Annotated in this window: 11 protein-coding genes; 10 read left to right on the forward strand and 1 reads right to left on the reverse strand. The window is 58.6% G+C overall.

The window, feature by feature from the left end; genetic code table 11:
- The first annotated feature begins 13 nt into the window (after positions 1–13).
- Positions 14–2,488, forward strand: a complete 2,475-nt coding sequence (locus tag AC3IUF_RS13845; protein WP_489281335.1) for a UvrD-helicase domain-containing protein — start codon at positions 14–16, stop codon at positions 2,486–2,488.
- 49 nt (positions 2,489–2,537) lie between these two features.
- Here the strand turns inward: AC3IUF_RS13845 and AC3IUF_RS13850 are convergent, their stop codons facing one another.
- A complete protein-coding gene (locus AC3IUF_RS13850) occupies positions 2,538–2,810 on the reverse strand; it encodes a DUF1652 domain-containing protein (RefSeq protein ID WP_038367758.1) in 273 nt (90 codons plus the stop codon).
- Positions 2,811–3,073: 263 nt separating this feature from the next.
- Between AC3IUF_RS13850 and AC3IUF_RS13855 the strand changes: the two genes are divergently transcribed.
- The 9 genes from AC3IUF_RS13855 (at position 3,074) to AC3IUF_RS13895 (ending at position 14,001) form a co-directional block, all read left to right on the forward strand.
- Positions 3,074–3,889: a helix-turn-helix domain-containing protein gene (locus AC3IUF_RS13855; protein ID WP_095113292.1), complete on the forward strand. Its 816-nt coding sequence runs from the start codon at positions 3,074–3,076 to the stop codon at positions 3,887–3,889.
- 52 nt (positions 3,890–3,941) lie between these two features.
- A complete protein-coding gene (locus AC3IUF_RS13860; RefSeq protein WP_095113291.1) occupies positions 3,942–5,348 on the forward strand; it encodes an NAD(P)/FAD-dependent oxidoreductase in 1,407 nt (468 codons plus the stop codon).
- 41 nt (positions 5,349–5,389) lie between these two features.
- On the forward strand, positions 5,390–5,734 hold the full coding sequence (locus tag AC3IUF_RS13865) for a cupin domain-containing protein (RefSeq protein WP_123375153.1): 345 nt from the start codon (positions 5,390–5,392) through the stop codon (positions 5,732–5,734).
- A 59-nt stretch (positions 5,735–5,793) separates the two neighbouring features.
- Positions 5,794–6,879 carry a polyamine ABC transporter substrate-binding protein gene (locus tag AC3IUF_RS13870; protein WP_007914896.1) on the forward strand — a complete coding sequence of 362 codons (1,086 nt, stop codon included), beginning with the start codon at positions 5,794–5,796 and terminating at the stop codon, positions 6,877–6,879.
- Positions 6,880–7,335: 456 nt separating this feature from the next.
- On the forward strand, positions 7,336–8,781 hold the full coding sequence (locus AC3IUF_RS13875; RefSeq protein ID WP_007914895.1) for a serralysin family metalloprotease: 1,446 nt from the start codon (positions 7,336–7,338) through the stop codon (positions 8,779–8,781).
- Positions 8,782–8,874: 93 nt separating this feature from the next.
- Positions 8,875–9,297, forward strand: coding sequence for an AprI/Inh family metalloprotease inhibitor (locus AC3IUF_RS13880; protein ID WP_489281338.1), 423 nt, complete (start codon positions 8,875–8,877; stop codon positions 9,295–9,297).
- Between the two features lie 209 nt (positions 9,298–9,506).
- On the forward strand, positions 9,507–11,282 hold the full coding sequence (locus AC3IUF_RS13885) for a type I secretion system permease/ATPase (protein ID WP_007914893.1): 1,776 nt from the start codon (positions 9,507–9,509) through the stop codon (positions 11,280–11,282).
- Positions 11,279–12,628 (forward strand): HlyD family type I secretion periplasmic adaptor subunit, encoded by a 1,350-nt coding sequence (locus AC3IUF_RS13890; RefSeq protein WP_007914892.1) that lies wholly within the window; start codon positions 11,279–11,281, stop codon positions 12,626–12,628. The genes AC3IUF_RS13885 and AC3IUF_RS13890 overlap by 4 nt, the downstream gene beginning before the upstream one ends.
- A 2-nt stretch (positions 12,629–12,630) precedes the next feature.
- The gene (locus AC3IUF_RS13895) at positions 12,631–14,001 is read left to right on the forward strand and encodes a TolC family outer membrane protein (protein ID WP_007914891.1); all 1,371 of its coding nucleotides are present in this window, start codon (positions 12,631–12,633) and stop codon (positions 13,999–14,001) included.
- Positions 14,002–14,144 lie beyond the last annotated feature (143 nt).

A 14,144-nucleotide genomic window follows, 5' to 3' on the forward strand; every position in this document is an offset into this window, starting at 1 on the left:
GGAGTCCGTCAGCGTGGCGCAACACACCCCCGATCTTCCTCCCGAACTTCGCCCCTTGGCCGAGATGCCATGGTTCAAACGTCTGGCTGCGCGCTTTTTCGGCCATGGTTTGACCCGGCTGCGCGCTCAACACCGAGCATCGTGGTTGCACGGTCAGGCCGATGGCTTTCGCAGCGGGCATACCGCCGGCGTCGAATATGGCTTTAAGGAAGGCAAGCTTGAGGGGCTGGAAGAAGGCCGTCAGGTGCTGCTGATCCGTGACAGTCGCAATACTGAGCATCGACCGCCCAGCGTCGATAACCATCTGTTTGACGATTGGCGCCTGCCGCTGACGGCCGAGTTGAAAAAGCGCATGAAGGCCGATGTCGCCCGTTTGCTGCCTGAGCACGCTCAACCGAGCGTCGCGCAGTGGAAGATGATTTTCAGCGAAACCCCGTCAACCTCAGTGGTAGCTGGCGCTGGCGCGGGCAAGTCCACCACGCTGGTGCTGCGCATTCTGTTGCTTAACCACTATCTGGGTTTTGAGCTGGACTCGATGACCGTGGTGACCTTCACCCGCGAGTCGCGCAAGGATTTCATCAATAAACTGATTGAGTTGTTCGCGCTCTGGGGGCAGGCGCTGAACCTGCGCCAGGCACGCGATCTGGTGCGTACTTTCCACTCGCGAATTCTGCCGATGGTGCGCAGCTTGCCGGGTTTCGAACGTCTGCAGGCCTTTGAAAACCTCAGCCACCGCGCACAAGGTGATGAGCAGGAGGTCGACAGTAACCCCTTCGACCTGCGCATCAACGATGCACAACGCCAGCAACTCAACGCCTGTTATCAGCGCTTGTTTAATGAAGACGAGCGTTTCCGCCAGTTGATTCAGCCGCTGTCCCGAGCTGGTTTGCAGCTCAAGGAGCTGGAACGCGATCATCCGGACGTGCAAAAACGCGTAGCGGTGACGCAGTTAGCCTCCCAGCGCGATGAAGAACTGTGCGATGCCATTGAAGATCTGTGGTTCCGCGCTGGCGCCTGGCCGATCAAGGGCATTGAGCCGAACCGGCAGAGTTTCGATATCAACGGCGCGAAATTTCACTGTCATGGCTACATTCCGAGCCTGGATGCCTGGGTGGTGCTCGGCTTCGATCCGCGGGAAAACCCGCAAACGAGCCGGCCAAACGCGAAGCTCAGCGTGCGCGCAGAGTGGGCAGTCAAGCGTACCCTGTTTCAAGCTTTCTGTCGTAAGCCTCTGATTTGGCTAGATAGTTACGAATCGTCAAGGCGTGTTCTGGCCACGTTGGCGGGTGATGCCAGCGCCGGGCCGGGCTTTGAGTACAAGGTCAAGGGCGAGCTGGCTTCCGCGCCATTGCTCGACTGTTTTGTCGCGGCGGCCGGTTTCATCGAAAACCTCGGCCTGGACGTGCCAGACGCGGTCGGTCGCATGAGCTTTGCCAAGGACGACCCAGACCGGTTTTTCTTTGAGGCACTCAGCCTGTTCTGGCGGGCCTTTGAAGATCATCTGCTCGACCAGAAGCCGCCGATCATGACCTACAACCGGATGTTCGCGCTGTTCAGCGAGCACTCACCGGAAAACCTCAAGCTGTTGAGCGATGAGTTACTCAGACCGTTGTCGCACTTAATGATCGACGAGTTTCAGGACGTTTCGCCGCAGATCGTTTCGTGGATTCGCGCCAGCCTCACGGAAATCCGCAGCCGTGGCCCGGCCATGCATGTCGGGCGGGGCGCGCAGCGTTCATCGCTGCTGTGCGTCGGTGATGACTGGCAGTCGATTTACGGCTGGCGTGGCAGTTCGCCGAGTTACTTCATGGCGTTCGACAAGGAATTCCCGTCGCCAGGCACCACGCGGGTGATGCTCAGTGACAACTACCGCAGTCACCAGCACATCATCGATGCCGCTGAGCATATCGTCCGCGCTGCGCCAGCGATCCCCGGCAAAAAAGCCAAGGCCAGCGGTGCGCCCAAGCCGTTGCAGCCGGTCAATGTGCTGGAGCGCGATGATCAGGCCTTGGGGCAGCGCCTCGCCGAGCACTACCGCCAAGGTCATTCGATCTTGATGCTTTATCGAAAAAGCAGCGATAAGTTATTGATTGAAGAGCATATTCAGTCAGTGGTTAATGTTGATTCGAGCTTGCCGTACGAAGCGCGGCGTCTCAAGCAGCTGACCTACCACAGCGCCAAAGGCTTGCAGGCCGACGCGGTGTTTCTGCTCGGCGATTGCCAGCACCTGACCAGTTCGCCCTACAAGAACCAGGTCTATCGCATGGCAGGTTTGGGGAAGTCGGGCGACAGCGAACCGTACGACACTGCGCAAAAAGACGAAATCCTGCGCCTGGCCTACGTCGGTATTACACGGGCGGTCAGCCATTGCTACTGGTACGTCGAACCGCAGGAAGCGCAAGCGGTGAACATGCCCCGGGCGTCTGACCGGGTGGCCAAGGGCAAGCCGTTTTTCGTTGATCACCGTGTCACCAAACAAACCGCATAGGCACAAAAAAGCCCACAGAGATGTGGGCTTTTTGTTTTAAATCAAAAGCTTATGCGTAGCTTCTGAGAGACTCTGGAGGTACGAAGGCTTCCAGTTCATCCTCCACAGCCTCGATAATTCGTTCGACATCCGCTGCATTCATCACCGTCGCACACGGGATGCCAGCGATGGCGATCATGGTTTCGCCGCTGGCACGATCAAACAGACGGGCGATCATGCTGCCCGGCGCGTCCATCGTCGCCTCAAAACCCATGGGATGAAAATGCCAGCGCATCAGCTGGCATGCATTGGGAAACGTGACTTTGCTTGACCCTTTATTCATGTGTTGCCCGCCTTCTTCATCGAGCGCTTCCGTTTGCTCATGTTAGGTGGGAAGAGCCTTCATTGGCTCAACCGGTGACTGACATTAAAAGTAGCATCTGCATGTGAAATTCCTGTGAGATTTTTCAGTTCATTTTGCGATTGCTTCGCATTTTTTGATGTAAGTCACGGCCTACGCAATCGTCGCCAAATGGCCACTACGGATTAGTCATTGAAGCTCGCGCCGAACTTCGGCAAGCTCGATTCTTTTGCGCCGAGCCCTTTATGCACGCCGACGACGACGGCCCAGAACAGACCCAGGCCACGGCGGCCACGGTCATGCGCTATCACCTGAGCTGGAAGCACCGTGACCTCGACAGCGTCATGGCGCTGTATCACCCGGACATCCAGTACAACGATTTCTTCCAGAATCGCGTGCTCGGCCTTGATGAGTTGCGCGAGTACGTACGCGTCAGCATGCCGCGTGAATCCGACGAACTGCTCGAGCATTGCGACCGCATTCGCGTCGACGGCAACACCGCATTCATCCAATACGAAGTGACCTTGCGCGGCGGCGACGGACTGGTGTCGTTTCGCTCCAGCGAGGCGATCACGGTCAAGGACGGGCTGATCTGGCGCGTCAACGAATACGCTTCGCTGGTGCGCACGCAAGCTCACGGCACAAACTCGGCAAGTCAGCGCCCGGCGGTCAGTCGCCTGGGCTTGTCGCCGCGTCAATTGAGTTTCATGGCTGAAGACCTGCAACAGTACTTTGAAAAGCAGCAGCCGTATCTCGATCCTGAACTCGACTTGCAGCGGGTGGCGAAGGAGTGCGGCTACAGTCGCAATCAGATTTCCTATCTGCTCAATCAGGTGCTTGGGCAAAGCTTCTATCGCTACGTCAATCAGGCGCGCCTGCAGCATTTGCTGCGTGCGCTGGATAACGCCACACCGCCGGTGCGTATCGATGAACTGGCTTTCGCTGCCGGTTTCAATTCGTTGTCGGCGTTTTACAGCTGTTTCCGCCAGCACACCGGCCAGTCTCCGAAGGCTTACGTTAAACAAATTTCTTTGCGGACACGCGCGCAAGACAGCAACTGAGCGCAGCCACTAGGATCGACGCCATCGAAGGTTTTCAGTGGCGGAGTCTTGCATGCCGGCGTGGCGCACTATCAGTTTGTGGATGGATCAACTCGATGAGCCGCTGACCGCGCGGCCCGAGCTTGAGCGAGATCTGGACGTCGACGTGGCGATCATCGGCGCCGGCTACACCGGCCTGTGGACGGCGTACTACCTGAAGAAACTAGCGCCGGGCCTCGACATTGCGATTGTCGAAGCACAAACCGCCGGTTTCGGTGCCTCCGGTCGCAATGGTGGCTGGCTGATGGGCAACCTGCTCGGCGAGGATCGCTTGCTGGCCGGGCTTTCGCCAGAGCAACGCCGCGCGTCCTTCGATCTGCTGCACAGCATTCCCGATGAAGTGGAAATTGTTCTCGAACGCGAAGGCATCGACTGCGATTACCGCAAGGGCGGCGTGCTGTATTGCGCGGCGCGCTATCCGGAGCAGGAAGCCACGCTGCGTGAGTATCTGGCCAAACTGCATGCCCAGGGCCTGACCGACGACGATTACCGCTGGCTCAGCCCCGAACAACTGGCCCAGCAGATCCGTGTGGCCAAACCCTATGGCGGGATTTACGCGCCACACGTGGCGACCATCCACCCGGCGAAACTGGTTCGCGGCCTGGCGCGCACCGTGCAGAACATGGGCGTGAAGATCTACGAAAACAGCCCGGTCACCCATTGGCAGTCGGGCAGTTTGCGCACGGCGAAAGCCAGCGTGCGCAGTCGCTGGATCGTGCCGGCCGTCGAAGGTTATTCGGTGACTCTGCCGCCGCTGGGCCGTTATCAGTTGCCGGTGCAAAGCCTGATTGTCGCCACTGAACCGTTGTCGGCGGCAACCTGGGAGGAAATCGGCCTCAATCGCGGCCAAGCCTTCAGCGAATTCAGCCGCCAAGTCACTTACGGCCAGCGCAGCGCGGATAACCGCCTGATCTTTGGCGCCCGTGGCGGTTATCAGTTTGCCGGCAAGTTGCGGCATAACTTCGATTTGACCCGCGATGAGGTCGAGCTGCGCCGCTATCTGTTCGGCGAACTGTTCCCGCAACTGAAAAACGTGCAGATCACCCACGCCTGGGGCGGCAACCTCGGCATGTCCCGGCACTTCAAACCACACATGCTTTGCGATCGAGCCAATGGCATCGCGCTGTCCGGCGGTTATGGCGGGGAGGGCGTCGGCGCGAGCAATCTCGGCGGGCGCACCCTCGCGGAGCTGATTCTTGAGCGCGACACCGAACTCACCCATCAGCCGTGGGTGCTGCCGGACGGCGGCATTCATGCACTGCGCGCCTGGGAGCCGGAGCCGTGTCGCTGGCTCGGTTACAACGCGATCATCAAAAGTTTCGTCCACGAAGACCAGACCTTGGCCAACCCGGCGACCGCGCCATGGCGGCGCAAGCTCGCCAGCCAGGTCGCGGGCTTCATGGAAGGTTTCATGCATTGAGCGTCGAATTAATTCAAGAAAGCCCAAAGACAGGTCAGACCATGAGCATTACCCAGTTCAAAAACACCGCAACCCTGCCTCTCGATGAATCCAACCCGGTGGCCGTACCCCTCGGCGAACCGGTGGCGATCGCCTCGACCACCAGCGTCGAGCGCGATGACGGCGTCGAGACCGGCGTCTGGGAATGCACGCCCGGGCGCTGGCGCCGGCAGATCACCGCGCAAGAGTTCTGCCATTTCATCTCCGGGCGTTGCACGTTCACCCCTGACGGTGGCGGCGAAACCCTGCACATACAAGGTGGCGACGCACTGATGTTGCCGGCCAACACGCTCGGTATCTGGGATATCCAGGAAACCGTGCGCAAGAGCTACGTGCTGATTTTCTGATTGTTTGATCCTTTTGATTGCCTGCCAACAAAAAAGAAAACCCACACAGGAATCGATCCATGATCCGCAAGACCCTCGCTCTGGCACCGCTGATGCTCGCCGTTTCCCTTGCTCAGGCAGCGGAAACGGTCAAGGTTTACAACTGGTCCGACTACATCGCGCCGGACACCACCAAGAACTTCGAAAAAGAGACCGGCGTGGGTGTCACTTATGACGTCTACGACAGCAACGAAACCCTCGACGGCAAGTTGATGACCGGCAAATCCGGTTACGACGTGGTGTTTCCGTCCAACCACTTCATGGCTCGGCAGATTCAGGGTGGGGCGCTGAAGAAACTCGACAAGAGCCAGTTGCCGAACTGGAAGAATCTCAATCCGGTGCTGCTCAAAGCCCTGCAAACCAATGACCCGAACAACGAACACGGCTTTCCCTACCTGTGGGGCAGCACCGGCATCGGCTACAACATCGCCAAAGTCAAAGCGGTGCTGGGCGACAACGCACCGGTGGACTCCTGGGATCTGATCTTCAAGCCCGAGTACATGGAAAAGCTGCAGAAGTGCGGCGTGGCGATCCTCGACAACGGCCCGGAATTGCTGCCAGCGGCGCTCAACTACCTGGGCCTGCCGCACCACAGCAAGAATCCCGAGGACTATAAAAAGGCCGAGGCGCTGCTGATGAAAGTGCGGCCGTATGTCAGCTACTTCCATTCCTCGAAATACACCAGCGACCTGGCCAACGGCGACATCTGCGTGGCGGTCGGTTTCTCCGGTGACATCCTGCAAGCCGAGAACCGCGCCAAAGAGGCGAAGAATGGCGTCGACATCGGCTACGCGATTCCCAAGGAGGGCGCAGCGATCTGGTTCGACATGGTCGCCATGCCCGCCGACGCGCCGGACGAGAAGGCCGGTTATGCGTTCATGAACTACCTGCTGCGCCCGGACGTGATGGCCGGCATCAGCAACTACGTGCATTACGCCAATGGCAATGAGCAGGCGGACAGCCTGATCGACCCGGCCATCAAGAACGACACCAAGGTGTATCCGAGCCCGGAGATGATGGGCAAATTGTTTGCGCTGGAGGCGATGCCGTTGAATATCGACCGGATCCGCACTCGCGTGTGGAACAAGATACGCACCGGTAGCTGATCCGCTTTTCCCCTGTAGGCGCTGCCGCAGGCTGCGATCTTTTGATCTTGCTTTTGAAAGGCAAAGTCAAAAGATCGCAGCCTCGTTTCACTCGTCAGCTCCTACAGTTTGGGTGAGCCATTTGGTTGATATCAATACACTGGCATCGCACTGATAAAGTGCAGGAAAGTGAGACGCGCCTAACAAAAAACAACTTACCCATATTTAATATTTAAATAGAAAATCGTCAGACAATTAGGCAAAAGCTCCGCAACTAAAACATTCTTTCACCTCCGCACGCTTTGTTTACGGCAGTTTCCCGAAACAGTCCGATTTGATCCCAAAAAAATCCTTTACGGCAGATTTCAAATTGTGTCAGGTTTCTTACGCCTTCATTGGGCGAGTGATAGGACGACCTCGCCAGAGATCGTCCTGTCGGACAAAAACTGTTCCATTGCTAAACAAGGAAGTGTGTTTATGTCGAAAGTTAAAGCGAATGCTATTGATACTGCCGAACAGGCTTTCCAGCTGTCAGCCTTCAGCTCGGCGTATAACCAGATCAATAGCTTCAGCCATCAGTACGACCGTGGCGGCAACCTCACGGTCAATGGCAAACCCTCCTACTCCGTCGACCAGGCCGCCACCCAGTTGCTGCGCGACGGTGCTGCCTACCAGGACAAGGACGGCAGCGGCAAGATCGAACTCACCTATACGTTCCTGACTTCGGCATCGTCCAGCACGATGTACAAGCACGGGATCACCGGGTTCAGTCAGTTCAGTGCACAACAACAAGCCCAGGCCAAGCTCGCCATGCAATCCTGGGCTGACGTGGCCAATGTGACCTTCACCGAGAAAGCCTCGGGCGGTGACGGCCACATGACCTTCGGTAACTACAGCGGTGGCCAGGATGGCGCTGCAGCGTTCGCTTATCTGCCAGGCACTGGCGCCGGTTATGACGGCACCTCGTGGTACCTGATCAACAGTGGCTACACGCAGAACAAGAATCCGGATCTGAACAACTACGGTCGTCAGACCCTGACTCACGAAATCGGCCACAGCCTGGGTCTCGCTCACCCTGGCGACTACAACGCCGGTAATGGCAACCCGACCTACAACGACGCGTCCTACGGGCAGGACACCCGCGGCTACAGCGTCATGAGCTACTGGAGCGAAAGCAACACCAATCAGAACTTCAGCAAGGGCGGAGTCGAAGCGTATTCGTCCGGCCCACTGATGGACGATATCGCTGCCATCCAGAAGCTCTACGGTGCCAACCTGACCACCCGTACCGGTGACACCACCTACGGCTTCAACTCCAACACTGGTCGCGATTTCCTCAGCGCTTCGTCGTCGAGTGACAAAGTGGTGTTCTCGGTGTGGGACGCGGGCGGCAAAGATACTCTGGACTTCTCGGGTTTCACCCAGAACCAGAAGATCAACCTCAATGACGCCTCGTTCTCCGACGTTGGCGGCATGGTAGGTAACGTGTCCATCGCCAAGGGCGCGATCATCGAGAACGCCATTGGCGGCTCGGGTAACGATCTGCTGATCGGCAACAGCGTGGCCAACGAGCTCAAGGGTGGTGCCGGCAACGACATCCTCTACGGCGCTGGCGGTGCTGACAAGTTGTGGGGCGGTGCTGGTTCGGACACCTTTGTGTTCGCGGCCAGTTCCGATTCCAAGCCAGGTACGATCGATCAGATCCTCGATTTCGTCAGCGGTCTGGACAAAATCGACCTGACTGGCATCACCAACGGTGCCGGCCTGCACTTCGTCAGCAGCTTCACCGGTGCTGCCGGTGACGCGGTCCTGACGTCGTCGGGCGGCAACAGCCTGCTCTCGGTGGACTTCTCCGGGCACGGCGTGGCCGACTTCCAGGTCAGCACCGTTGGCCAGGCAGCGACCAGCGACATCGTGGCGTGATGTAGAAATGGAAAGCGGCGCGTAATGCGCCGCTTTCTTTGCTTGCATCGTATTAACAGGTAAGCAAGGCTACACGCCGGAGCGAATATTCCCATGATCAGTAAAGCTTTTACCTACAAGGTAGCGGCGTGGCTTTCGGCGGCGCTTATCATGATTTCAGGAGAAACCAGCATGGCAAGCAGCCTCAGACTCGAAGAACCCTCGGTGTTTGCCGGACAGTGGCAAGCGACATTGTCTACCCGGGATGATGATCGAGAAGCGCTAAAGCAACAGGACAAGCCTTCGAATACGTGCCTCGTGGAATTGGCAGCCAACAAAACCTTGAGCAAAGGCGCCGGCTGCCTGGGTGCATGGCTTGAAGAAACCCCGATCGGCTGGTTTCCTGAGCCGGACGGTATCGCGATCACCGGTAAAGAAGGCTCAAGAATCCAGTTTTTCAGCCGACAACGTGACGGGCTTTATCTGGCGACTTTGAAATCGGGTCTGGTGATTACGCTTGAGCGCGCAGCGCAATAGCCTTGATTTTTTAAACGGCGACAAGGTTTTAATATAAAGCGCCACGCAATGGTTATAAGAAACGCTGAATGGCAACTGCACCGCAGTTAATCGCGCAAGTTGTTATGAAAGTGTAAGCGGTAGACGAAAAAAGCAAGTTCCGACGTTGCACGGATCATTAATTCGAATCTTGCCAATGAATGGCGGGAAATATTTTCCAGGAATAATCAATGAAGATGGCGAAGGCCCCAGCCACCGCTCCCTTAATCAAGGCATTGGGTGACTATAAAAGTATCCTGATCAGCGTCGGTTGCTTTACCGCGCTGATTAACGTGCTGATGCTGGTGCCCTCCATCTATATGCTCCAGGTCTATGACCGGGTGCTGTCGTCGCAGAACGAAACGACCCTGGCGATGCTGTCGTTGATGGTCGTCGGCTTCTTTGCCTTCATCGGCATGCTGGAAGTGATCCGCAGCTTTATCGTGATTCGCATCGGCAGCCAGTTGGAGCGCCGCTTCAACCTGCGTGTTTATCAAGCGGCGTTCGAACGCAACCTGTTCAAGGGCGAGGGCAATGCCGGGCAGTCGCTGGGCGACCTCACGCACATTCGTCAATTCGTTACCGGGCCGGCGCTGTTCGCGTTTTTCGATGCGCCGTGGTTCCCGGTCTATCTGTTCGTGATTTACCTGTTCAACGTCTGGCTCGGCGTGCTCGCCACCGCAGGCGCACTGTTGCTGATCGGGCTGGCCTGCCTCAACGAATACATGACCAAAAAGCCGCTGGGCGAAGCCGCCGGTTATTCGCAGAAGTCCAGCCAGTTGGCCACCAGCCATTTGCACAACGCCGAAACCATTCAGGCGATGGGCATGCTCGGCTCCCTGCGCAAGCGCTGGTTCCAGGTGCACTCGCGCTTCCTCGGTCTGCAGAATCAGGCCAGCGACACCGGTGCGGTGATCAGCTCTGTGAGTAAAACCCTGCGCCTGTGCCTGCAATCGCTGGTCTTGGGCCTGGGCGCATTGCTGGTTATCAAGGGTGACATGACCGCCGGGATGATGATCGCCGGTTCGATCTTGATGGGTCGTGTACTGAGCCCGATCGATCAGTTGATTGCCGTGTGGAAGCAGTGGAGCGGGGCGAAGCTGGCTTACCGTCGTCTCGATGCGCTGCTGCAAGCGTTCCCGCCGAGTGACGACGCCATGGCGCTGCCGGCGCCAAAAGGCCAGATTACTTTCGAACAGGTCAGCGCCGGCCCACCGGGGCAACGCACGGCTACGTTGCAAATGGTCAATTTCAATCTGAATGCCGGCGAAGTGCTCGGCGTGCTCGGTGCTTCCGGCTCCGGCAAATCGACGCTGGCCCGTGTGCTGGTGGGTGTCTGGCCAACCCTCGGCGGCACCGTGCGCCTCGATGGCGCGGATATTCATCGCTGGAACCGCGACCAGCTCGGCCCCTACATCGGTTATCTGCCGCAAGACATCGAACTGTTCAGCGGCAGCATCGCCGAAAACATCGCCCGTTTCAGCGAGGCTGATCCACAGAAAGTCGTCGCCGCCGCGCAACAGGCTGGCGTGCACGAAATGATCCTGCGTCTGCCGCAAGGTTACGACACGCAACTGGGCGAGGACGGCAGTGGCTTGTCCGGCGGCCAGAAGCAGCGTGTGGCACTGGCGCGTTCGATGTACGGCACGCCGAGCCTGGTGGTGCTGGATGAACCGAATTCCAACCTCGACACCGTCGGTGAAGCGGCACTGGCCAGCGCCATTGCCGCGCTTAAAGCGCAAGGCACCACGGTGGTGCTGGTGACGCATCGCTCTTCAGTGCTGGCCCAGGCGGACAAATTGCTGGTCCTCAATGACGGGCGTCTGCAAGCCTTCGGCCCGAGTCAGGACGTGCTCAAGGCACTTTCCGGCCAGCAAGAACAACAACGGGAAAAAGCTGCACAGGCACCGGGCGGGCTCAGCATGAGTCGACAGTATCAGCCCTCGACAAGGAATTCGGGTGTATGAGCAGCGCAAGCATGAACACTGAAAACGAAGCGAGCATGGAACACGCCTACATTACCGAGCGCCCGGAACGCGATGCAAAGTTCTTCGCGCGCATGGGCTGGATTCTGGCGATCGTCGGCGCTGGGAGTTTCTTCACTTGGGCGGCGTTGGCGCCGCTGGATCAAGGCATTCCGGTGCAAGGCACGGTCGTGGTCTCGGGCAAGCGCAAAGCCGTGCAGTCGATGAGCAGCGGCGTGGTCAGCCGGATTCTGGTGCGCGAAGGCGAAATCGTGAAGCAGGGTCAGCCGTTGTTCCGCCTCGATCAGACGCAAGTCGCCGCTGACGTGCAGTCGCTGCAGGCGCAGTACCGCATGGCCTGGGCCAGTCTCGCGCGTTGGCAGGCCGAGCGCGACAACCTCAAGCAAGTGACCTTTCCCGCCGAGCTGAGCAATGATCCGGATCCGCGTCTGGCACTGGTGCTGGAAGGTCAGCGGCAACTGTTCAGCAGCCGTCGCGAGGCCTACTACCGCGAGCAGGCCGGACTGCGTGCGAGCATCGAAGGCGCCACCGCGCAACTGGCCGGCATGCGCCGCGCCCGTACCGATCTGAATGCCCAGGCCGACTCGCTGCAACAACAGCTGAGCAACCTGCAACCGCTGGCAGACAACGGCTACATCCCGCGCAACCGCTTGATGGAGTACCAGCGTCAACTGTCGCAAGTGCAGCAGCAACTGGCGGAAAACACCGGTGAAAGCGGCCGCGTGGAACAGGGCATCCTCGAGTCGCGGCTGAAGCTGCAACAGCACGCCGAGGAATACCAGAAGGAAGTCCGCACGCAACTGGCCGACGCGCAGCTGAAAAGCGTGACCCTGTCGGAGCAACTGACCTCCGCCGGTTTCGATCTGCAGCACAGCGAAATCATCGCCACCGCCGACGGCGTCGCGGTCAACCTTGGCGTGCACACCGAAGGTGCCGTGGTGCGTCAGGGTGAAACCTTGCTGGAGATCGTTCCGCAAGGCACCACGCTGGAAGTGGAAGGGCACTTGCCGATCAACCTGATCGACAAGGTCGGCACGCATTTGCCGGTGGACATTCTGTTTACCGCGTTCAATCAGAGCAAAACCCCGCGTGTACCGGGTGAAGTCAGTCTTATTTCCGCCGACCAGATGGTCGACGAGAAAACCGGCGTGCCGTACTACGTCCTGCGCAGCAGCGTCAGCGATCAGGCCATGGAAAAACTCAACGGTCTGGTGATCAAGCCCGGCATGCCGGCAGAAATGTTCGTGCGCACCGGCGAACGTTCACTCCTCAACTATCTGTTCAAACCGCTGCTCGACCGGGCCGGCTCCGCGTTGACCGAGGAATAAGGATGTTCGGCTGTATGAATAAGCTTTCCATGCTCGCGGCGGCAATGATGCTGCTCGCGAGTCACTCAGCAGTGGCGGCGATGGGGCCGTTCGAGATCTACGAACAGGCGTTGCGCAATGACCCGGTGTTCCTCGGGGCGATCAAGGAGCGTGATGCCGGCCTGGAAAACCGCGCCATTGGCCGTGCCGGCCTGCTGCCGCGCATCGGTTACACCTACAACAAGGGCCGTAACTCCTCGAAAGCCACCTCGCTGGATGAGCGCGCGCGTAATCGTACCGATGACCGCAACTACAGCAGTTACGGCTCGGCACTGACCCTGCAGCAACCGCTGCTCGATTACGAGGCGTATGCCGCGTATCGCAAAGGTGTCGCGCAGTCGTTGTTCGCCGACGAAAACTTTCGCGGCAAGAGCCAGGAACTGTTGGTCCGCGTGCTGGATAACTACACCAAGGCACTGTTCGCGCAGGATCAGATCGATATCGCCCAGGCGAAGAAGAAGGCCTACGAGCAGCAGTTCCAGCAGAACGAGCACATGTTCAAGCAAGGCGAGGGCACGCGCACCGACATTCTCGAGGCTGAGTCGCGCTATGAACTGGCGACCGCTGAAGAGATCGAAGCGCGCAATGAACAAGACGCGGCGCTGCGTGAACTGGGCGCACTGGTGGGCGTGCCAGCGGTGGATATCGGCGATCTGGCGCCGCTGGGGCAAAACTTCCAGACCTTCGCGCTGATGCCAGCCAATTACGACACCTGGCACGAAATGGCGGTGAGCAATAACCCGAATCTGGCCTCGCAGCGCCAGGCCGTGGAAGTTGCGCGTTATGAAGTGGAACGCAATCGCGCCGGGCATCTGCCGAAAATCAATGCCTATGCCTCGATGCGCCAGAACGAATCAGAAAGCGGCAATACCTACAACCAGCGCTACGAAACCAACACCATTGGTTTCGAAGTCAGCGTGCCGTTGTATGCCGGGGGCGGGGTGTCGGCGTCGACGCGTCAGGCCAGCCGCACCATGGAACAGGCGGAGTACGAGCTTGATGGCAAGACACGCGAGACGCTGATCGAACTGCGTCGTCAGTTCAGTGCGTGTTTGTCCGGGGTAAGCAAACTGCGCGCTTATCAGAAAGCGTTGAGCTCGGCGGAAGCGCTGGTGGTGTCGACCAAGCAGAGCATTCTCGGTGGCGAACGCACCAACCTCGACGCGTTGAACGCCGAGCAGCAACTGTTCACCACGCGCCGCGATCTGGCGCAGGCTCGGTATGACTATTTGATGGCGTGGACCAAGTTGCATTACTACGCCGGGACCTTGAACGAGCAGGATCTGGCGCGGGTGGATGAGGCTTTTGTGGTCGCTCACCAGCCCTCACCCTAACCCTCTCCCAGAGGGAGAGGGGACCGATCGGGGGATATTTTAGAAGTACGCCGACCTGATCGAGCGGCACCGAATCCATAATCGACCGGGGTTTTCAGGTCGATGTATGAAGCGAGACACCTCGGTCAGCTCCCTCTCCCTCG

It is taken from the genome of Pseudomonas sp. KH_040, assembly GCF_057839305.1.

Coding starts and splice junctions, on each gene's coding strand:
- AC3IUF_RS13865 (WP_123375153.1), top strand. CDS start 5,390: ATGAGCATTACCCAGTTCAAAAACACCGCAACCCTGCCTCTCGATGAA.
- AC3IUF_RS13855 (WP_095113292.1), top strand. CDS start 3,074: ATGCACGCCGACGACGACGGCCCAGAACAGACCCAGGCCACGGCGGCC.
- AC3IUF_RS13860 (WP_095113291.1), top strand. CDS start 3,942: ATGCCGGCGTGGCGCACTATCAGTTTGTGGATGGATCAACTCGATGAG.
- AC3IUF_RS13875 (WP_007914895.1), top strand. CDS start 7,336: ATGTCGAAAGTTAAAGCGAATGCTATTGATACTGCCGAACAGGCTTTC.
- AC3IUF_RS13890 (WP_007914892.1), top strand. CDS start 11,279: ATGAGCAGCGCAAGCATGAACACTGAAAACGAAGCGAGCATGGAACAC.
- AC3IUF_RS13885 (WP_007914893.1), top strand. CDS start 9,507: ATGAAGATGGCGAAGGCCCCAGCCACCGCTCCCTTAATCAAGGCATTG.
- AC3IUF_RS13870 (WP_007914896.1), top strand. CDS start 5,794: ATGATCCGCAAGACCCTCGCTCTGGCACCGCTGATGCTCGCCGTTTCC.
- AC3IUF_RS13880 (WP_489281338.1), top strand. CDS start 8,875: ATGATCAGTAAAGCTTTTACCTACAAGGTAGCGGCGTGGCTTTCGGCG.
- AC3IUF_RS13895 (WP_007914891.1), top strand. CDS start 12,631: ATGTTCGGCTGTATGAATAAGCTTTCCATGCTCGCGGCGGCAATGATG.
- AC3IUF_RS13850 (WP_038367758.1), bottom strand. CDS start 2,810: ATGAATAAAGGGTCAAGCAAAGTCACGTTTCCCAATGCATGCCAGCTG.